This is a genomic window from Sessilibacter sp. MAH1 (assembly GCF_054658315.1).
The window spans coordinates 217,082-238,516 of record NZ_BAAGIC010000005.1 but is presented as its reverse complement, the minus strand read 5'-3'; the positions used below and the strand labels follow the sequence as shown (position 1 = coordinate 238,516).

General features: G+C 46.5%; 17 protein-coding genes. 15 read left to right on the top strand and 2 right to left on the bottom strand.

Annotated features, from left to right (window positions below; all coding sequences use genetic code 11):
• Positions 1-263: 263 nt before the first annotated feature.
• The 10 genes from qhpR (at position 264) to ACYQ28_RS07510 (ending at position 9,320) form a co-directional block, all read left to right on the top strand.
• Positions 264-1,298 (top strand): AraC-like transcriptional regulator QhpR, encoded by a 1,035-nt coding sequence (gene qhpR / locus ACYQ28_RS07555; protein WP_460049218.1) that lies wholly within the window; start codon positions 264-266, stop codon positions 1,296-1,298.
• 135 nt (positions 1,299-1,433) lie between these two features.
• The gene (gene glnT / locus ACYQ28_RS07550) at positions 1,434-2,813 is read left to right on the top strand and encodes a type III glutamate--ammonia ligase (RefSeq protein WP_460049217.1); all 1,380 of its coding nucleotides are present in this window, start codon (positions 1,434-1,436) and stop codon (positions 2,811-2,813) included.
• Positions 2,814-2,823: 10 nt separating this feature from the next.
• Positions 2,824-3,687 carry a phytanoyl-CoA dioxygenase family protein gene (locus ACYQ28_RS07545; RefSeq protein WP_460049216.1) on the top strand — a complete coding sequence of 288 codons (864 nt, stop codon included), beginning with the start codon at positions 2,824-2,826 and terminating at the stop codon, positions 3,685-3,687.
• Positions 3,687-4,412, top strand: coding sequence for a type 1 glutamine amidotransferase (locus ACYQ28_RS07540; protein ID WP_460049215.1), 726 nt, complete (start codon positions 3,687-3,689; stop codon positions 4,410-4,412). Before ACYQ28_RS07545 ends, ACYQ28_RS07540 begins: the two co-directional genes overlap by 1 nt.
• A 32-nt stretch (positions 4,413-4,444) precedes the next feature.
• Positions 4,445-5,800, top strand: coding sequence for an ammonium transporter (locus tag ACYQ28_RS07535; protein ID WP_460049214.1), 1,356 nt, complete (start codon positions 4,445-4,447; stop codon positions 5,798-5,800).
• 17 nt (positions 5,801-5,817) lie between these two features.
• Entirely contained in the window at positions 5,818-6,012 is a 195-nt protein-coding gene (locus ACYQ28_RS07530) for a hypothetical protein (protein WP_460049213.1), read from the top strand.
• Positions 6,013-6,253: 241 nt separating this feature from the next.
• Positions 6,254-6,706 carry a DUF6795 domain-containing protein gene (locus ACYQ28_RS07525; protein ID WP_460049212.1) on the top strand — a complete coding sequence of 151 codons (453 nt, stop codon included), beginning with the start codon at positions 6,254-6,256 and terminating at the stop codon, positions 6,704-6,706.
• A gap of 797 nt (positions 6,707-7,503) precedes the next feature.
• Positions 7,504-7,935: a DUF6795 domain-containing protein gene (locus tag ACYQ28_RS07520; protein WP_460049211.1), complete on the top strand. Its 432-nt coding sequence runs from the start codon at positions 7,504-7,506 to the stop codon at positions 7,933-7,935.
• A 16-nt stretch (positions 7,936-7,951) separates the two neighbouring features.
• Positions 7,952-9,136, top strand: coding sequence for a lipase family protein (locus ACYQ28_RS07515; RefSeq protein ID WP_460049209.1), 1,185 nt, complete (start codon positions 7,952-7,954; stop codon positions 9,134-9,136).
• Positions 9,129-9,320 carry a hypothetical protein gene (locus tag ACYQ28_RS07510; protein WP_460049208.1) on the top strand — a complete coding sequence of 64 codons (192 nt, stop codon included), beginning with the start codon at positions 9,129-9,131 and terminating at the stop codon, positions 9,318-9,320. Before ACYQ28_RS07515 ends, ACYQ28_RS07510 begins: the two co-directional genes overlap by 8 nt.
• An 80-nt stretch (positions 9,321-9,400) precedes the next feature.
• On the opposite strand, the gene gcvP is transcribed toward ACYQ28_RS07510, so the two are convergent.
• The gene (gene gcvP, locus ACYQ28_RS07505; protein WP_460049206.1) at positions 9,401-12,298 is read right to left on the bottom strand and encodes an aminomethyl-transferring glycine dehydrogenase; all 2,898 of its coding nucleotides are present in this window, start codon (positions 12,296-12,298) and stop codon (positions 9,401-9,403) included.
• A 154-nt stretch (positions 12,299-12,452) separates the two neighbouring features.
• On the bottom strand, positions 12,453-13,586 hold the full coding sequence (gcvT, locus tag ACYQ28_RS07500; protein ID WP_460049205.1) for a glycine cleavage system aminomethyltransferase GcvT: 1,134 nt from the start codon (positions 13,584-13,586) through the stop codon (positions 12,453-12,455).
• A gap of 133 nt (positions 13,587-13,719) precedes the next feature.
• Here gcvT and ACYQ28_RS07495 point away from each other — a divergent pair, with 133 nt between their 5' ends.
• From ACYQ28_RS07495 to ACYQ28_RS07475, 5 genes are all read left to right on the top strand, one after another.
• Positions 13,720-14,589 (top strand): LysR substrate-binding domain-containing protein, encoded by an 870-nt coding sequence (locus tag ACYQ28_RS07495; RefSeq protein WP_460049203.1) that lies wholly within the window; start codon positions 13,720-13,722, stop codon positions 14,587-14,589.
• Between the two features lie 144 nt (positions 14,590-14,733).
• Positions 14,734-15,444, top strand: a complete 711-nt coding sequence (locus ACYQ28_RS07490; RefSeq protein ID WP_460049201.1) for a glutathione S-transferase family protein — start codon at positions 14,734-14,736, stop codon at positions 15,442-15,444.
• A gap of 125 nt (positions 15,445-15,569) precedes the next feature.
• Positions 15,570-17,465, top strand: a complete 1,896-nt coding sequence (pepF, locus tag ACYQ28_RS07485) for an oligoendopeptidase F (protein ID WP_460049199.1) — start codon at positions 15,570-15,572, stop codon at positions 17,463-17,465.
• Positions 17,466-17,703: 238 nt separating this feature from the next.
• A complete protein-coding gene (pyk, locus tag ACYQ28_RS07480) occupies positions 17,704-19,152 on the top strand; it encodes a pyruvate kinase (RefSeq protein ID WP_460049197.1) in 1,449 nt (482 codons plus the stop codon).
• A 785-nt stretch (positions 19,153-19,937) separates the two neighbouring features.
• Positions 19,938-21,401, top strand: coding sequence for an undecaprenyl-phosphate glucose phosphotransferase (locus ACYQ28_RS07475; protein WP_460049195.1), 1,464 nt, complete (start codon positions 19,938-19,940; stop codon positions 21,399-21,401).
• The last annotated feature ends 34 nt before the right edge of the window (positions 21,402-21,435 follow it).

Sequence of the window (21,435 nt, the reverse complement as noted above, 5' to 3'; positions counted from 1 at the left end):
AATTTTTTAAAACGCACCCCTAAAAAGCCGCGTGTCATGGAGATTGGCATGCGGCTTTTTTTATGGCAGCAAATCAAAGTTCTGTAGAGGTGTTTATAACTTCTTAATGTATCGTCGTGCGCCAACGACGCATTTTAGTGCACTATAAAACAGCACTAGCACTAAATCTCTATAAAAAATCAATATGATTCAATAGGTTATCGGTTTTTCCGAGAGTGGTACCCTTATTGCTGATCAGAGATTATCCTATTGGGGGTCTGGTCATGATCAATTCATTGCAAGTTTCATCGCAAAAACAAAACGCATCCAGTGTTATTGCCTCGGTAACTGTTGGCTTGGATAGGTTTATCGATATCCAAGGTGGTAAAAGCGAGCAAGTATTGGCGCGTTCAGGCTTAGCCCCCGACCTATACAAACAACCTAATCGCCATATTTCGCTGAGCCAGTACATTTTGTCCATGCATGAGGCGGCAAAGTCTACGGGCAATGAACACTTTGGTTTATGGTTTGGCGAGCAATTTCAACCCGATGGATTGGGTGCATTTGGGTTTTATGCAACGACCGCGGCGACTTTACGAGACGCCTTAGACGGTATGCAGACCTACTTTCCTGTATTCCAACGCAACAGCGTACTGCAATTGGATGTTCGTAAAGGAATTTGTGAGCTTGAGTACCGATTGCTCGACGGTGATATTTTAGATCGACGACAAGATGCCGAATTGACGTTAGGAATGCTCAATAACGTCGTAAAAAGTGCCATGGGTGAATCCTGGGCGCCACTGGGCGTTGATTTTCAACACCCGGCGCTTGTGGATGCGAGGCCGCATCGAGACGCCTTCGCCTGTGATGTTCGCTTCCAACAGACACGCAATGTCATTCGTTTTCGCGAATCCTGCTTAGATACGCCCATGAGTAAAGCCGACTCAATGCTCAATGGCGTGTTGCTGGGCATGCTTCAAGATATGGCAGGACGACCTCTGGCACCTATTAGCCTAACCAAACGGGTTAAAAACGAGATAATTGAGTGCTTGCCTTCAGGCGAGGTCAGCATCGAACAGGTTGCAGAGAGACTTAATCTGCCCATTCGGTCGCTACAACGCCGTCTCAAAGAAGAAAATACCTCCTTTAAAATTTTGACCGAAACCGTTCGCGAAGACCTAGCCACCTATTATCTGACCTACAACACGTTAACCATTTCTGAAATAGCCTACCGGTTGGGTTATTCAGAAGTAAGTGCGTTTACACGTGCCTTTTTACGTTGGAAGGGCGTAAATCCCAGCCAATGGCGAGACGCATAGGGTTCTGCCCACGGACGTTGTGCCCACAGGTGTTGCGTCGATGGCGCGAAATGTCAACGAATCGGTTTTAGCCGTCAACGCAAACCCCCGCTCTATTTGACAGACTGGATTCATCCCAATACGGAGATGAAAACCATGTCTCGAAACACTCCAAAATCCACACAGTGGCAATGCCCCGAAGAAAATGCTCTAGCGGCTGCGCAAGCATTTTTAGCAGAGCACAACGTTCAATATTTGCTGGCGCAGTTTGTTGATATTCACGGTGGTATCAAAAGCAAATGCGTACCAGCGCATTGTTTAGAGAGCCTGCTAACTACCGGTGCCGGATTTGCCGGTGCGGCAGTGCAAGGCTTTACCATCAGCCCGCAAGATCCCGAATACATGTTGGTTGGTGATTTAAGCACCCTAACACTGCTCACTTGGTTGCCGGGTTACGCGGTGATTCGTGGTCGCGGCCAAGTTGCCGATAAAGATTATCCGCTTGATTGCAGAAACGTTTTATTGAAACAAACCGACCGTCTTAAAGAGCGCGGCTGGGCGTTTATGACCGGGCTTGAACCTGAGTTTTATCTGGTTAAGCGCGACGACAATGATCAGGTGGTTCCCTTCGACAGTTCGGACACACTGGCAAAGCCCACATACGATTATCAAGGTATCACTCGCAATACCGCCTTTTTAGAGGCGCTCCATCAGTCCTTGGAGGCTACCGGTCTTAAGGTCTACCAAATCGATCACGAAGACGCCAACGGTCAATTTGAGCTGAACTTTGACTACGACGAAGCGCTTAAAACCGCCGATAATATTCAGCTTTTTAAGATGAGCGCCAAAGAAATCGCCCATCGAAATGGTGCGATTTGCAGCTTTTTACCTAAGCTATCCTCGACCACCACCGGCAATGGCATGCATGTGCACTGCTCCATGCAAGATGAGCTTGGCACCAACCTATTCCACGACGCCAATGACCCAAATGGAATGGGATTATCAAAGCTTGCCTATCAGTTTTTAGCGGGCGTTACTCTCCACGCTAAAGCACTCACCGCCCTACTGTGCCCTTCGGTCAATTCTTATAAGCGTTTAGTGTCTGGCACGCCCGAACGACCCAGCTGGGCCCCGGTATACATCGCTTACGGAGACAATAACCGATCGGCCATGCTGCGAATTCCCTATGGACGCATTGAGATTCGAATTGGCGACAGCAGCATGAATGCCTACTTGGCCACCGCCGCAATCATCGCCGCCGGCCTGCACGGTATTGAACAAGAATTAACACCCAGCAAACCAATCAACACCAACTTTTTCACACTCACCCACGCGCAGGTTGATGAGTTGGGCGTTGAGCGCCTGCCAGAAACCCTAAACGACGCATTGGACGAGCTTGCCAGTGACATAGTGCTGCAAGAAGCCTTAGGTCCTGAGCTGATCAACGCCTTCATAGCCATCAAGCGTACCGAATGGCAGGAATACCACCGGCACGTTTCAGAGTGGGAACTTAATCGCTATCTCGAATTTTATTGAGGTCAAGACCATGAAAGCACTTACCGATGCGCAAGTCGCACAATTTAAAAAAGACGGATTTTTAATCGTCGATAAAATTATTGAGCCAGAGCACGCCATAGAGATTCGCAATCGTTTTGAGGCGATATTCAATGAGGGGGAGTATCTAACCGGCATCAAGCCCGATGAGGTTAATTTACCGGTTGGTGATCCGCCTTACACCAAGCAAATCTGTAACGCGTGGAAGTCGGATTTAACCGTAGCGCGACAAGTACTCAGTGAGCAGATGGGTCGATTCTGTGCCCAACTTGGCGGTTGGACCGGAACGCGTCTGATGATTGATAACCTGTTGTGGAAGCCGGTTGGAGGCCGATCTATAGGTTTTCATCAAGATAGTATGTACTCACTATGGATCGATAAGCCCGCTTTAGTGAGCTGCTGGATTGCGCTCGATCAAACAACCGCTGAAGGTGGCACCTTGGTGTACATCAAAGGTTCCCACACCTGGGGTGAAGCAAAACCCATTATGCAGTTCCATGGACCCGAAGACGATCTGAAAGAGGTTCGTGAATGGGCCGAGCGTCACGGCTTTGAGTTGGAGCTTGTGCCGGTGGTGGTGCCTCCCGGTGGCGGCGCCTTCCATGATGGTTGGTTGTGGCACGGGTCGCGAATCAATAAAGCCGACGTTCCTCGCCGGGCTCTAGCGATGCATTGCTTCCAGTCCGACATCGAATTTAACCCCAATTTGATGACCATTGGTAATGGGCCAATTTACGGTAAGTACAAAAAGTTTGGCTCAAATGAGGTCGATGAAAGCTACTTCCCAATCACCTATCGAGAGGACGGTTACCGAACGCCGGGTCTAGACGATTTCTTAGAAAAGGGAGTGTTCTGATGAAGATCGCGGCCATTATGGCTGGAAGCATGGATGGCCCTATGGAATCAGGTGCCATCGGTGCAGTCGTGGCGGAGCGAGGAGCAGCGTTAATCTGGCATTACCGGCGCCAAAATCACCCGATGCCCGCGCCGGATGACTACGATGCACTGATTGTCTTTGGCGGTGAGGTCAGTGTTCATGACCTCGCCTTAAAACCGTATTTTGATTCACTAGCACAATGCATTCTGGCGTTTCACAAGCTTAACAAGCCGATTCTAGGCTCGTGTCTTGGATCGCAGGCCATCGCTTACGCGTTTGGCGCCAAGGTATTTGCGCAAGGGTTTTTAGAATATGGATTTACACCGCTAACGCCAACTCAAGCCGCCGAGACTGATCCGCTACTGGAGGGATTGGATTTCACTCCGACAATCTTTGAGATGCATTCGGATACCTTTGAATTACCTGTAGATGCCTCTTTGTTACTCACCGGAGAAGCCATTCGTCACCAAGCGTTTAGATTGGGCGAGAGCACCTACGGTTTTCAATGCCACTTCGAGGTGAATCCCAACATAGTAACAACCTGGACTGAGCGCGAACTGATCGGTAATCCCAATCATTCGCCCGCAACCGTGAGCGAGATTTACCAACAAGTCATGCTCGACTTTGAGCGTTATCAGTCCGATCAGCAGCGTTTTGCGCATCAGGTGGTGAATCGCTGGCTGGATCTGATCCCTAATTCTTAACGGGCGACCCGTACTAATCCGAGGTAGGTGCAATGAATCAAGAGAATTTGAGCCTAGAACAACTTAGTGAGATGGTGCAATCGCAACAAGCGGTGATTGAAATGCATCAAACCATGAATATGGAAGTATTTTACTGGTGGTGCACAGCATTGATGATCATGATTCATGCTGGGTTTTTGGCCTACGAAATGGGCGCCTCCCGGGGCAAGAATGCCTTAGCCGCCGGAATAAAAAATATTCTGGCACTCGCTATGATTATTCCCGCTTTTTACTTGGTGGGCTGGTGGATCTACCTGTCTTTCCCAAACGGGATTGTGCCTTCATCTGTGGCAGAAGCATTACCTTGGTCGACCAGCATGGGACCTAAGCTCGATGAGATGGGCACCGGCGTATTCTGGGCGGCCTTTGCGCTTTTTGGCGCAACTACTGGATCAATATTATCCGGAGCGGTTATCGAGCGGATTCGCGTCAGTGCGTTTTTAATTCTCACGATCTTGGTGGGTAGTGTCATTTGGATTTTGGCCGCTGCTTGGGGGTGGCATGGCGAAGGTTGGCTGTTGACCAAATACGGGTACCATGATGTTGGCGCAGCTGGAGTTGTCCATGCGGTAGCTGGATTCTTCACCCTGGGCGTGCTAATTAACCTTGGCCCTCGCACCGGTAAATTTATTAACGGTATCGCGCAAACCATCGCACCGCACAGTCTGCCAATGACATTGATCGGCCTGATGATGATTATTTTTGGCTTCTTCGGATTTTTGGGTGGCTGCATCATCTTCAATACCGGAGACACCGGTTGGACGACGATTTACAACACGCCAACCAATCTTTCCGCGTTTGCGTTCAATACGCTGATGGGTTTTGCCGGTGGCATTATTGGTTGTTACATCGCCACTCGCGATCCGTTTTGGACAATGTCCGGTGGCCTTGTTGGCATCATTTCCGTTGCCGCTGGACTCGACCTCTACGATCCCGCGTTGGCCTTTATTGTCGCTGTTGTCGCCGGGGTGCTCAGTGTCCAAAGTGCTAAATTTCTTGAGCGATGTGGCATTGATGACGCCGTTGGCGCGGTTGCTGTACACGGTTTTGCGGGCATTTTCTCTGTGATCATGGTGGGTGTTTTCGCGACAGGAACACCAAATGCCGAGGGCATGCCGCCCATTAGCTTCACCGGGCAACTGATCTCTGGCTTGGTCATGGTGTTACTCGGATTTATACCGGGCTACGGAATATCTCTGCTGTTGAAGACATTGAATATGCTTCGCGTGCCTGAAGCGGTCGAAGAGTTGGGCATTGATGAAGTCGAGCTTTTGGCTAAACCCTACCCAGAGGCCAATGTTCCGGCAACGCGTCAAAGTGATGTTCCAAACAAACTCGCTAACGTATAGATAGAGAGGAATTTCAAATGGGTACATCTATTTCTCAATGGGACGGCGCAACAGCCTACTTTATTTTCGCAAATTCTCCGTTAGCCTTGGTATTGTTCGCCCTTTTGATGCTGGTGATATGCGTGGGTCTTATTGCGCTTATCAAGCGTCACGAAGATAAAGCATTTGCTAAATACACCTCGATTGCTGTTAAAAATTCCCGGCACAAATAAAGCTGTGGCCCAATGGGCCGCACCTTTTTCTCAGATACTCTCAAGCAACCTCTGATTAGTTCGTCCTCGATCTGACCAGAGGATGCCCCAAAAATCTCTTATCCTCTTATTCCAACCTTTCACAAGCCGCATCGTAATCGTGGTTTATCGCACTTGCCCGTTCAATGAAGAACACCGGATAACGTGTCATAATTAATTGCATTATTGTCTAATTAAGCTGTTACCCTTAACGAGAATTAAAATGCTTTTTTTGTTGAATCTATTTGCTCGAAAACCCAAAACCGAAATCGTTTTGTTTGCTGGTCTTGAGGGTGTGATATGTTTTCGTGGCGAACCGGCCAAGGGCGCCGAGGTTAAGTTGGTTGTTAAATGGGACCCGGTAAAACCCGAGACCTGCTCGGTTGTTACCGATGAGCGGGGTTGGTTTTCATTAGAAAGAAAAACCAGTTTTTATCGCCCTACATCATTGGCGCGAACCATGGTGTCTCAACGAGTTACCGTAAACTATTACGAGCAGGAGTTTTTAATTTGGAGTTTAACGTCAAGCGATGGCATTTTGCCCGAGGACAATTTGTTTGAAAAAAACACAATAACCTGCGAGCTGACCGACGAAATAAAACGATACTCTTGTGGAAGGCTCGGTGTTAACACCAATTGCCAATGGAGCGAGATGCCTGATGCGGAAAATTTTTGAATTAAAAATCAAGGCTAATTCCGAGACAATCTAATAGACATTTATTTTCTTAAGATGCGTTTTAAAGTCTATTTTTAAATAAAAATTAAATGATTAATAAGTGCAGATGCCTTGTGTTGATATAGGCATTTTTCGCGAAAGACATTTAATTAACGGAATTCTAAACTAAAGGAACCTCTGATTAACTCATCCATGATTTAATCAAAGGACAGAAATTGAAAATGCGATTTCCAATTTCTTCACAATTTCAATCACTTACCGTTCTTGAAATTGGCGACACATCCTTGTGTCGCGAGAAACTCTAGGTTAATCAGAGTTTCCTAAAAAATTTTACCTGTAAAATGTATCAAGACCGGTTTTTTTATTCTCTCGTTTAATCAAAAAAACTTAACAATTGCTTTGTCAAAAACCTGTCGCTATCGCATTTAAAAAGTGCGAACAAGTTACTGTTTTTAAAATTCAAAAAAACTAAAGCACAAAAGGCTGATTTAAATTAACAAATCCTACGTCTGTTAATCTTGAATAAACGCATTCAAATCGGCAAAGTTAGCTTGGTATTGTTTTTTTAAAAAAGCAATTTGGGTGTATGTTTACTGCTACTGATTTTAAAATCAAAAATAGCTAAATATTCACAAACAAAGCGCACTATATGCATAAATGTGGATGTTCCTAGCATTTATTTACACTTTATGTGCGATTAGTGCAATTTCTACCGTTGGAAAATAATGTACACTAAAAACGTAATTCACATATTATCCGCTCTAATATTAATTGTGTTCTCGGTTAAGGGATTAGCGATGTCCTTTTTTGGCTCAAGTAGCAGTGACAAAAATAAAGAAGAAATCATTATATTCGGTGGCATGGAAGGCCAACTGTTATTTGAAGGAAAGCCAGCCGCAGGCGCCGAGGTAAAACTTTGGACAAAGTGGGATTCTTCCGACGGCGATACCGTTGTTGTCACTTCCGATGAAAACGGCCACTTTCAATTTGAAGAGCAAAAAGGTACCTACAAATCCAGCGCATTTGCCCAGTTAGTGATTAACCAACAAATCACGGCAACCTACCAAGGCGACGAATACCTTATTTGGAATTTCAGTTCATTAAAGGTATTTAATGAAGGTGCGCTTGGTTATAAACCCAAAAATTTAATGTGCGAATTAACGAACGATCGTGAATATTACGAGGAAGGAGCTATCTCGTTATTCACATCATGCAGCTGGGACAACTAATTTCCGAGAAATCGTTATGACTACTTTTACCCCCAAGGAAACGGCTGAACTCGCAGAAGCAATCTACCGAGTTCAAAATGAAATGACCTTCGAGTTTTTAACTGTCAAAGAGGTCTTTCGCACAAAAGGAAAAGATAAAACCAAATCATCTGTGTTAAAAGCCGATGTGGGTGGAAGAATCTTACTGGCCGCTAAAGACAATTTTGGCGCTTGCGCAATGGCCGGTGATAAATATCCCGGCGCCATGGTTATGATGTTCCGTGGTACCACCACGGCTAATAACAAGGCCGATTTCTTAACCGATGCGCGCATTGGTATCTCGTTATCAGACGCGGGTATTCCGGTTCATAACGGTTTTCAAAGCACTTTTTCAAGTATGTTGCCTGACATTCGACGTTTCGTTGCCGAAAATGTTGGCGCTGCAACGTCAATTCACTGTATTGGCCACAGTCTAGGTGGAGCGGTGGCGAGTTTGGCCGCCGATTGGGCTGCTCGTAACACCAACAAGCCAGTAAGCTTGTACACCTACGGTCAGCCGCGTGTTGGTACCGAATTATTTGTAAGAAGCACTAGCAAGAAAATTGGGCCTGCCAATATTTACCGCTGTTTCCATAAAACCGATCCAGTGCCGATGGTGCCTTTGTATCCTTACATGCATGCGCCGCATAAAGCGAATGGTTACTTCTTACCTTCATCTCAACCACTGGTTAGTGGTGAAGCACACAAGATGGCGAACTATATCGAGTCGGTTGCTGGGCAGTCTTGGGAGCAACTATCCGGTATCGCTCAAGATCCGTTTACCCTTGAGTCATCCATTGAGAACTGGCTGAAATCTAAATCGCCGGTAAGTACCAGCAGCCCTACCTTCTGGCGCTGGTTAGACTCGGCCATTATCTACGTGTTGAAGAAAGTCTTGTCAAAAGCCCTTGGCGCTTTGGCGTTGGGTTTACAAGGCGTTCTTATCAGTGGTTTTACCGTTGCCGACAAGCTAGCGTACATCTTGTCAAAAGGTATCGATCTTGCCGAACACCTAAGCATTTGGGTAGAGCGTTTGGTTCGTAAGATGATGTCTGCGTTAGGTATGAAAGCGGCGAAATCAAAAGACGAAATGACCCGCGATTTGATTCGTACGGTGTTATTGAAGTTGACCGATAAGGCAAACCGTGAAGCGCGTAAGGCGATAAAAAAGCTGAATGGTTGATTTATTGATTGTTTTAGCAAAATTATTCGCGTCAATAATTTTGTTATCACTGTTTATTGCAGGTGTCTTTAAAGCAAACCCAAAAACACACAACCCTAAAAATCGGCCCATTGCGGAATACATGGCCGGTTTTATTTGTACCTTTGGTGCCTTGTTAGGTTTGTATTTTTTGTGGGTTCATTAAGTGAAAGCATTAAAGAGCGAGTGCATAAAAAAACCGGCTTTTAGCCGGTTTTTTTATCTCTGAAATTCGGTGTTCGCGAATTATTCTTGATAGGCAGAGATCGGCAAGCACGAGCACACTAGGTTTTTATCGCCGTAGACGTTGTCGATACGACCAACCGGCGGCCAGTACTTGTTGAGCTTTAAACTTTCCGTTGGGAAGGCTGCCTGCTCTCTGGAGTAAGCTCGCGTCCAGTCTGCGCCCAGCAACGAGTTTGCCGTGTGCGGCGCCATATGCAAGGCGCTGTGCTCGTAGCTAATGTTGCCAGCAAGAATCTCGTCGATTTCAGCACGAATCGCCAGCATCGCGTTGATGAATCTATCCAACTCCTCTTTTGATTCACTCTCGGTCGGTTCGATCATCAAGGTGCCTGCCACCGGGAACGACATGGTTGGGGCGTGAAAGCCAAAGTCGATCAAGCGCTTGGCGATGTCATCCACCGTCACACCGGATTGCTCTTTTAATGGACGCATATCGAGAATGCATTCGTGAGCAACGAGTTTGTTTTTACCGGTGTATAACACGGGATAGGCCGATTGCAGACGTTTAGCAATGTAGTTGGCGTTGAGAATAGCCACCTTGGTGGCCTGAGTGAGGCCTTCGGAGCCCATCATTTGAATGTACATCCACGTAATTGGCAGGATGTTCGCGCTGCCAAATTGCGCCGCAGACACAGGACCAACACCGTTTTCAGTGAATTGATAGTTGGAGTGCTGAGGTAAAAATTCGGCCAAATGCGCTTTTACTGCGACTGGCCCAACACCTGGGCCGCCGCCGCCGTGTGGGATACAAAAGGTTTTGTGCAGGTTCAAATGCGAAACATCGCCGCCAAATACACCGGGCTGACAAAGACCAACCATAGCATTGAGATTGGCGCCATCGATGTACACCTGACCGCCGTGCTGATGCACGATTTCGCAGACCTCTTTAACGCTTTCTTCAAACACACCGTGGGTTGAAGGATAGGTAATCATGATGGCCGCAAGCTGTTCGTGATGCTTTTCAGCCTTGGCTTTCAAATCTTCTAAATTGATATTACCGCGACTGTCACAGGCAACCACCACCACGCGCATACCGCACATTTGTGCCGAGGCCGGATTGGTACCGTGAGCCGAACTTGGAATTAAGCAGATGTTGCGTTGATTATCGCCACGGCTTTGGTGGTAAGCACGAATCGCCAATAAACCTGCGTACTCGCCCTGAGAACCCGCGTTGGGTTGCAGCGAAATCGAATCGTAGCCGGTAATGGCGCACAACCATTGTTCCAGCTCCGTGATCATGTCGGTATAGCCGGTCACCTGATCGCGCGGCGCGTGTGGGTGAACATTGGCAAACTCGGGCCAAGTGATTGGAATCATCTCGCTGGTGGCGTTGAGCTTCATGGTGCAAGAACCGAGCGGAATCATTGCGCGGTCAAGGGCAATGTCTTTATCGGATAAGGCGCGCAGGTACCGCAGCATTTCGGTTTCAGAGTGATAACGATTAAACACCGGATGCGTCAAGGCTTCACTTTGGCGACGGCAGTCGCTGCCGATGGACCAGTCTGCCGCGTTCAATGCTGCAATGATGGCAGCTTCATCGGTTGTGGCGCCAAACACGGTAAGAATGGCAACCAAATCCGTAATTTCGCAACTTTCATCAAGGCTTAAGCCAAGATTAACTGAATCAATTTGGCGTAAGTTAATGCCATTTTGCTGCGCTTTTCCAAGAATTTCCGTAGTTTTATCACCAGTATTCACAGTCAAGGTATCGAAGAACGTCTCGCTTTTTAAACCAAAGCCTAAAACTTTTAGTGAGTTCGCCACCGCGACGGTTTTTGCGTGAATAATCTTGGCAATGTTAGCTAAACCTTCTGGGCCGTGATAGACCGCGTACATGCTGGCAATCACCGCCAATAAAACCTGCGCGGTACAAATGTTCGAGGTGGCCTTTTCACGGCGAATGTGTTGTTCGCGAGTCTGCAACGCCAAGCGCAAGGCCGGGTTACCGTTGGAGTCAATGGAAACACCCACCAACCGGCCCGGCATGGCGCGTTTGTAGGCTTCGCGAGTGGCCATAAAGCCCGCGTGCGGGCCGCCAAAACCCATGGGTACGCCAAAACGCTGGGAGCTACCAACCACAATATCGGCACCCATTTCGCCCGGTGTTTTTAGAATCAATAAACTTAAGATATCGGCTGCGACGGCTACCAAAGTGTTGTGTGAGTGCGCGCGCTCGATGACTTCGGAGAAATCCGTAACAGAACCGTCGGAACCCGGATTTTGCAAAAGCGCGCCAAAGCAATCTTCTCTTAAATCGGTATTCGGATTGCCAACCACCACTTCAATGTCGAGAGGTTCGGCGCGGGTTTTTACGACCTCGATGGTTTGTGCAAAGGTGTTGTGATCGACAAAAAATTTGCTGCCTTTGTTTTTGGTCATGCGATGGCACAGGGTCATGGCTTCGGCGGCGGCTGTGGCTTCATCCAACAAGGACGCGCTGGCGATATCCATACCTGTTAATTCGGTGATCATGGTTTGGAAGTTTAATAAAGCTTCCAAACGACCTTGAGAAATTTCTGGCTGATATGGCGTATAGGCCGTGTACCAAGCCGGATTCTCAAGAATGTTGCGCAAAATGACCGCGGGTGTTTTGGTGCCGTAGTAGCCTTGGCCAATCAACGATTTGGCAACCACGTTCTTTTTCGCAAACTGCTTTAAACGGCTAAGCGCTTGGCTTTCCGATAAGGCTTCGGGAATCTGCATACCTTCTGGAATGCGAATGCTCGCGGGCACTACGGCGGCAATGAAGTTGTCGAGGCTGTCGTAACCCAACTCGTCAAGCATGGCTTGTTGACTTCGGGCATCTGGACCGATGTGGCGATTGAGAAATTCTTCACCGCCAAATGAAGTGTGCTTTGATGAGAACTCAGAGCGAGATAAATCGGATAACAAGCTCATGTTGGGTAGGTTTCCTTCACTGAATAGTAGATGACTGGACAGATCGAACTTGTGTTGCGGCAGCAACCGCAAGCTCGTAAAGCAGAGGCATGGCGCTCAAGGCCCAGCAAAAAGTGTAGACGTGAAATCCCAGTCTTTTTGCTGGCCGAGTGTTTTAGCCGCGGTAATAGTTCTGGGTGACAAACGGGGTCTTGGCGACGGTAACGGGAATCAACTTGTTGCGTACCAAGGCAAAAATCTCGGTGCCAATTTTCGCAAAATCCGACGACACATAACCCATGGCGATGGGTTTTTCGAGGCTTGGGCTGAAGCCGCCACTGGTGACTTCTCCAATTTCTTGGGAGTTTGCGTCCACTAATAAGGTACCGCTGCGAACCGGTGTTTTTGATTCAACCGATAGGCCGACGCGTTTTTTTGAAACCCCTGATTCTTGGGCCGCAAAGATGGCATCGGCGCCCAAAAAATTACCGGCTTTCGAACCGTTGGCGCGACGGTTTTTGTGGATGCTCCACGCTAAAGACGCTTCGCAGACATTGGTTTGGTCATTCATGTCTTGGCCATACAAGCAAAGACCAGACTCTAAGCGCAAAGAGTCTCGTGCACCCAGACCAATTGGCGCTACCTCATCAAACGACAAAATATGTTCGGCAAAACTGCGCGCAAGCTGCGCCGGTACCGAAATTTCAAAGCCATCTTCACCGGTATAGCCAGAGCGGCTAATGAACATGGATTCACCCTGAACGGTGAATTCGCCAAATTCCATGAACTTCAATTGCAGCGCTTGTGGGCAGATCGACTGCATTACGTTTGCCGCTTTTGGGCCTTGTAGGGCGAGCAGTGCGCGATCGGTTAATTCGGTAATTGTGCTGTCGCTGATATGGGCGCGAAGGTGCTCGATGTCTTTGTATTTACAGGCAGCGTTGATGACAATAAAAAATGTGTTCTGTTGCCAGCGCGCAATGATCAAGTCGTCGATAATACCGCCCTGATCGCTGGTAAGTAATCCGTAGCTTTGGCTGCCAACGGCGAGTGCTTCTAAATCGAGAGGAATTAACTGCTCTAGTTCTGAGGCGGCGTTGGGGCCTTCGACAATAACCTGACCCATGTGGGATACATCAAACAGCCCAGCGCTTGAGCGAGTGTGTAGATGCTCAGTTTTCACTCCCGCCGGGTACTGAACCGGCATAGAATAGCCCGCAAAAGGAACCATCTTAGCGCCAAGTTGCTCGTGAAGTTCGTTTAAGGGAGTGGTTTTTAAATCGCTGGAGTAGCTGTTTGTATCGGCCATAGCTTTTCTCAAATATAGAAAGAGTCAACACAGATATACGGAGACATATTAAGTTTAACCACAGTTTGGTGATAAGTTTAATTAATAGTTAAAATGCAAGTATAAGAATTTTAAATACAATATGGGGGAACGTATGATCCGAAACATTCCCACGGACTTGCTCAGAACTTTCGTGACAATCGTGGATGTAGGTGGCTTCACAGCGGCGGCTGAATTATTGGGGCGTTCACAACCGGCAATTAGCTTGCAACTTAAACGGCTGCAAGAGCTAACCGGACAAAAATTACTGTCCAGAAATGGATTACAGGTTGAGCCCAACAGCAAAGGCAAGATGATGTACCGTTACGCCAAGCAAATATTGGCGCTTAACGACGAGGCTCTGGCCCAATTTCACTCAACGGCTATTAATGGCAAGGTTCATTTTGGAATTCCCAGTGAATTTGCCACCACACTCTTGCCGAAAATAGTTGGTCGTTTCGTTCGCGCCTATCCGAACGTGACCTTAGAGGTCACCAGCGCGCTGACAAAAGAACTGTTGTGTGAACCCAAGCGGAGCAACTTCGATCTGATTTTGGCGTTGTTTTTGGATAACGATTTCTCTGAAAATCTAAAGAGCACACCTTTATTTAAGCGCGACGATTTGGTGTGGGTTGGCAATGGCCGTGAAGAGTTCGAAGAAGAGGACCCGATTTCTTTGATTGTGGCGCCGCATGGCTGCATTTATCGCCGCCGTATGATCGAGCGGCTTGAGGCACAAAATCGGCGCTGGCGACTGATTTACACCAATCCCGATTTGACCGGCATTACCACGGCTATTGAAGAGGGCTTGGGTATCACCGCATTGGCGCGTAGCACTGTGCCTAGCAATCTAAAAATCCTCCATGAGAATCCCCTGCTTCCGGCCTTGGGTGACATTGCCATTAGCTTGATTGCCCCCAACCCCGCCAGCAACGAAGCCGTATCAGTGTTGCGAGATTTTGTTGCCACATCGCTGAAAATATAGTGTTTTGCCCGTAATTTTGTGTTTCCGTCATCTTTCGGCGTCATACTGTGTGACGTCGAAATTAACCTATTTTGCAGCTGCCGAACACATGGCCAGCGCAATCACCCAAAGCAACGCCAACAACCTTTAACAATGGAGCAAAGCATGATTACGGTTTATGGATTTGGACAAATGATATCAATAGCCGATGCCAGCCCCTTTGTTTTGAAGGTGTATACCTATTTAAAAATGTCCGGCATTGAATACCAGTCGAAAGCCGGAATGAAATATTTATCCAAATCTCCGAAGGGAAAGCTGCCATTTATTGACGATAACGGCGCAGTTATTGGCGATTCGGAATTGATCATCCAGCATCTGCAAAAGCGCTATAACATCGAATTAGACAATCACCTCGATACCCAGCAACAGGCGCAAAAGGTGTTGTTCCAAAAAGCGTTAGACGAGTGCTTTTATTGGTTTATTGTTTATGGTCGTTGGATCAACAATTCTGGCTTTACTGTGGTGCGCAAAAACTTCTTTAATTTTATGCCGCCGGTCATGAAGCAGATAGCGCCGCTCGTGGCGCGGCAAATGGTGAAAGGCTCGATCAAAAAACAAGGCTTGGGTCGCCACAGTGAAGCTGAGCTGATTCTTATGTGTGACGACATGTTAAAGAGCTTGTCGGATTTGCTTGGCAATAGCGACTATTTCTTCAATAACCAACCATCTAGTTTTGATGCCGTCGCCTATGCGCATTTGGCTGAATTGATCGAGGTGGATTTAAACGGGCCGTTTAACCAAAAAGCCAGGTCTTACGATAACTTAGTGCGTTATTGTAAGAATATTCATGATCGCTATTTTGTGAGCGATAAATAAAGACGGTCATCTAACGTCTGTAAGCAAGATAAGTTCAGAAAATGCGGTTGCCGCGTGAGTTTTCGTCGATAACAACAACACGAACAAATAATTCATTAAAAAACGGACTGACTTGAGAAAATACCATGTTGAAAAAAGCGGTGTCGGCCAAAAAAGCCTTTAAGAAAAAATTGTTGTCCTGTGTATTGTTATCGGGTGTGAGCCTTGCCGGTATCAGTGGTTTCGCGGTTGCAGAAGACCAACCCAAACAAGTGGTTTGGGATTTAACCGAAATTTACGCCAATAACGAGGCTTGGGAAACGGCTTACGATAAGGTTCGCGCTGATATTGCTACATTGCCTGAATTCAAAGGCACCTTAGGTAAAAGTCCAAAATCATTAGCCAAAGCACTGGACGCCATTTTTGGTGTACAAAAAGAAGCGGTGCGTGTTTATGTTTATACCAGTTTAAATCACGATACCGATCAGCGCTCTGAAGACAATCAAGAGCGATTTGCCAAGGCCAATTCGTTATTTACCGAGTTCGGCGAAGCGCTTTCGTGGATGGACCCAGAAATTCTGGCTCTTGGCAGTAAGAAAGTTGAAAAATTCATCAAGAAAGAGCCAGGCCTTACTCCTTACGACTACTATCTTCGCTCGGTGGTTAAAAGCGGCGAACATCTTTTAGACGAGAAAGGCGAATCTTTATTAGCTTCTGCGTCGGCGGTATTGGGTAGCCCTAACGAAATTTACGAGTTGCTCGTTAATGCCGATGTTAAATGGCCGGAAGTAACGCTATCGACAGGCGAAACCGTAACGCTTAATCAAGCGGGTTATTCACGTTATCGCAGCCTTGCCAATCGTGACGATCGTAAATTGGTGTTTGATACCTTCTGGCAAACCTGGCACGACTATCGCGACAGTATTGGCAAAATTTTAGGTACCGAGGTACAAGCCAATATCTTTACCGCTAAGGCGCGCAACTACGATTCGGTCTTGCAAAAAGAATTGGATCAAGAAAATCTTCCAGAAGGCGTGTATCGCACACTAATCGCAGAAGTGAATAAATCGCTGCCTGTATTACACCGTTACTTTAAGCTGCGTGGTGAAATCTTAGGTATCGAGCAGATGCGTTACTACGATATCTATCCGCCACTGGTTGAGCTGGATACCGAATTCGGCCTCAAAGAATCTAAAGACATCACTCTAACCGTGCTTAAGCCATTAGGTGAAGACTACTACGAGAAGCTTGAAACGGCACTGAATTCAAACTGGGCGCATGCTTATCCACAACCCGGTAAGCGATCCGGCGCTTACATGAACGGCAGCGTTTACGATGTGCATCCATACGTTTTGCTCAATCATAACGACGACTACAACGGCCTATCGACCTATGCGCACGAATGGGGCCATGCCGTGCACAGCATGTTGGCTAACGAGGCCCAGCCGTACCTAAAAGCAGACTATTCAACCTTTACTGCCGAAATTGCCTCCATCATTAATGAAATTCTATTAGAAGAATATTTGATCGAACGCGCCGAAACCAAAGAAGAAAAACTCTTCTATTTAGGTCAGGCGCTGGAATCGGTGCGTGGTACCTTCTATCGCCAAGCCATGTTCGCTGAATTTGAATTAAAAATTCACGAAACCGCAGAAGCCGGTGAACCCTTAACCGGTGCAAAATTATCAGACATCTACGGCGATCTTCTGAAGAAATATCACGGCCACGACGAAGGCGTATTGCTAATTGACGATGTCTACACCAACGAATGGGCCTACATTCCGCACTTCTACTACAAGTTCTACGTCTTCCAATACTCAACCTCCATGGCTGGGGCATCTTGGTTTGCCGAGCAACTACTCGCAGGCGATACCAAGGTTCGAGACTCGTTTATTGACGTGCTAAAAGCCGGTGGATCAGACGACGCCTACAAAATCCTAAAAGCCGCAGGCTTAGACATGGCCAAACCCGAGCCCTACCAAGCTACCGCGCGTCGCATGACCGACATTATGGATCGAATCGAAGCGCTTTTGGCTGAGTAAGATGTTTTGGTTATTTATGCAATAAAAAAAGGCGCCGAAGGCGCCTTTTTTAATCTCTACTACATAAGTAAAAATAGAAGCTATCGTTAACTTATGTGGTTTGAATGACATATACCGGAAATAAATTCATTTGTAGCGTTAGTAGGTCTGCACTTTTGCGAACTCATTTGCTTTCGACATAAACTTATTCAAGTTCTTCTGCTTTACTTTCATCTTTAAAAGAAATTTGGAATTCAAAATGTCCGCCTATCTTCGTCGTACCAAAATAGTTGCTACTGTCGGTCCTGCTAGTGCTAGTCCAGAAATGATCGCTCGTTTGTTGGATGAGGGCGTGAATGTTTTTCGCTTAAATTTTTCCCACGGTAGTGCTGAGGGTCATCGCAATCAGGCCAAGGTGATACGTGAGGTTGCTGAAGAGAAGGGTCGTAATGCGGCGATTTTGGGTGATTTACAGGGCCCTAAGATCCGTATCGGTGATTTGGTAAAAGATACCATTGAGTTGATCGATAATTCTCTGATTACGCTTACCATCGACGACGATAAACCACACAGTGAGACGCGCATTGGTGTGGGTTACAAGGCGTTGCCTAAGTTTGTAAAACCTGGGGATATCTTGTTATTAGACGATGGATTAATGCGTTTAGACGTTGTGAATGTTTCTGAAACCGACGTCGAATGCCGGGTGATTTCTGGCGGAATCTTAAAGTCTCGCAAGGGTTTGAATCGACTTGGTGGCGGTTTGTCTGCGCCAACCATCACGGCCAAAGATGAGCTGGATCTAAAACTCGCCATCGAGCTTGAGCTGGATTATTTGGCAGTGTCTTTCCCAAGCTGCGCCGCTGATTTAAAACCGGTGCGCGATGCCTTGAATGCCTCGGGTGTTAAAACCGGCATTATCGCCAAAATTGAGCGCGCCGAGGCGGTTGGATCAGAAAGCACGTTAAAAGCATTAATTGAAGCCTCCGACGGAGTGATGGTTGCGCGCGGAGATTTAGGGGTAGAAATCGGTGATCCACAGCTAATTGGTGTGCAGAAAAAAATCATTCGATTGGCCCGCCTAGCGAATAAACCGGTAATTACCGCCACACAAATGATGGAATCCATGATCAATCAACCGGTGCCTACTCGTGCAGAGGTATTCGATGTTGCTAACGCAGTGCTCGACGGCACTGATGCGGTAATGCTTTCTGCCGAAACCGCCAGTGGTAAATATCCTGCTCAGGTGGTTCGAGCCATGGCGGCAACCTGCGTTGGCGCCGAGCAGCACCCTGACGTGCGCATTATTGATCGCGAGATTGAACAGACTTTTTATCGCATTGATGAATGCATTGCGCTATCTGCAATTTATGCGGCAAATCACTTATACAATATTGGTGCGATTATTTGTTTAACCGAGTCGGGAAATACGGCTTTATTGATGTCTCGATTGGGCTCTGGGTTGCCTATTTTTGCGTTGTCTCGTCATAAAAATACGTGCCGAAAAATGGCCTTGTATCGCGGTGTAAAATCGATTTTTTACGATGTGACCGAAAGCGGCGGTGACATTTATCAATCGGCCTTGGATACGGTTGGTCAAACCGGCGGTTTAATCAGCGGCCAACGCGTGGTTATTACCTGTGGTGATGTCTCTGGCAGTGGCGGCCAAACCAATCATATTAAAATATTGCAGTGGCAAACGAAGTCTTAATTTTTGAGGAATCGTAATTAATTTTACGAACAGAAAACTCTTAATAAAAGCCTAATCAATGAGTGGTCTTAATCAATAAGAGTTTTCTGTTAAATTATTTTCTGGCAATTTCCTGCTTTCCTACAATTCGATTTCTTATTACTGAATCTGCTGCTTAATTCTGCCTTGATTTAATCAGCAGATCGAATTTCTAAATCGCACTTTCAATGTTTTCCTAATTTCAATTTACTCATCTTATTAATTAGCGATCTTCAGTAACTGATAGCACTAATGTAGTCCGAGGTTTTAAACGAATAAATATTGAAATTTATTTTTAAATATCGATGTTTGGTAAATTATATGTCACGAATTTATCAAGTATTTCCTGCGGTTTAGAGGCTTAGATTCAGTATTCGAATAAATTCTATTGTTAATAGAATGAAAAGGTTATTCGGCGATCTTGAGAGTCTTTCAATGCTTGTTTATGCTATAAGCCTGAACAGTAATCGTACATTTAGAATAAGAATAAAAGAATTAGGTGTCTGAAATTCGTTTATTAGCTCATTCTTTTTTGATTTTTGTAATTAAACCTCTGCAAGCACCACCTAATATTTGGTTTTTTCTGAATGTTGGTTACCCACAGTGTTTTACGCGACAATACACTTATTAACGTTGTTCTAAGGTTGGATGAGTTAATTGTTCCTCAGGCTTTACCCGCTCGATATTTGATTATTTGCAGTTACTAAGAACAATCAGGAAGCGCCTATTTTTTTAAAAAGGCTCTGGTGATGGAAAAGGAATCCGCTATGAGTTCTGCACAAGAAGTCTCTGAATATTACTCAGAGACATCCGAAGATATTCTGCGCAGTCGCCATTCTCACAAGCGACTGTTGCAAAACCACGATGGTATTTTTCGCTATTTAGAATACGGTTTGTACGTACTTGCGGTAGTCATACCTTTGTATCTACAACAATACTACTCGCCGGGTGGATTCACTCTTCACAGTCAGTTGTACTGTGTCGTTGCAGCACTATCGGTGCTTCTGGTGTATCCAAAATTAGGGATTGGCCGTAAGGCTTTATTGGGTATGTCTGGTTTATTCAGGCTCAGTAAGGCGTGGGCGTTGGTTTCGGTTTTTTTAGTGGGTATTGGCTTTTACACCCACGCAGTAGAGTCCGCTCAGCCGGTAACGATTGTTAGTTGGTTGTTGTTGAGTTTGGCCGCACAAATGCTGGTTGCCAGCGTTTGTTTTAAGGTGCGGCTGTTTTTTACTCTGAGATCTTCCAAACGTATTTCGTCGGTAATTATTGGCTCGGGCGCTGCCCTTTCACATCTGTCGGCAAAAATGGTCGATAACGTTTGGCTCGATGAGCGAGTCGTTGGATTGTGTGACCCTTCGAATCCGTTATCTGGTCAACGAGACGATATCGGCATCAAGAACATTGTTAATTTAGCGGAGTTACTGGCAATGATTGATGCGCGCCAGGTGCAGCGCATCTACGTAGCTTTGGGACTCAAAAATACCCCTGAACTTGTGCATTATTATCAAGCATTGCAAGACAAGCAGGTTGATATCGTTTGGGTGCCCGATATCTACGAGTTTGATTTACTCAATCATTGTGTGCGCGAACTGGGTGGTTTGCCGCTTATTTGTTTAAACGAAACTCCTCACTACAGTGGTCTTCGATACTTTGTGAAAACGGTATTTGATCGCTCTATTGCAGCGTTATTAATTGTGTTGCTGAGCCCGCTCTTTTTAGTGCTTGCCTATCTCGTCAAGCGCTCCTCTAAAGGCCCGGTTATCTTTAAACAACAACGCGATGGCTGGGATGGTCAAACCTTTGAGGTGTTTAAGTTTCGCAGTATGTATGTTCACGAAGAAGGACAGCTTGTGAAACAAGCCACCCAAAACGATGACCGCATTACGCCTATCGGTAAATTGTTGCGAAAAACCAGCTTAGACGAGTTACCACAGCTATTTAATGTGTTGTTTGGCAACATGTCATTGGTTGGGCCGAGACCCCATGCCATTTCACACAACCAGTATTACAGCAATAAAATTCAACGCTACATGGCGCGGGGACGCGTTAAACCCGGTATGACGGGGCTTGCGCAGATTCGAGGTTTTCGAGGTGAGACCGAAAAGCTCGAAGACATGGAGGCAAGAGTTAAGTCTGATCTTGAATACATCAATGCGTGGACACCTTGGCTGGATATAAAAATCCTGCTGTTAACACCCTTTACGCTATTGTCGAAAAAAGCTTATTGAGTGAAGTCTGAGCGCCCTTGGTAAGTTGCCAACG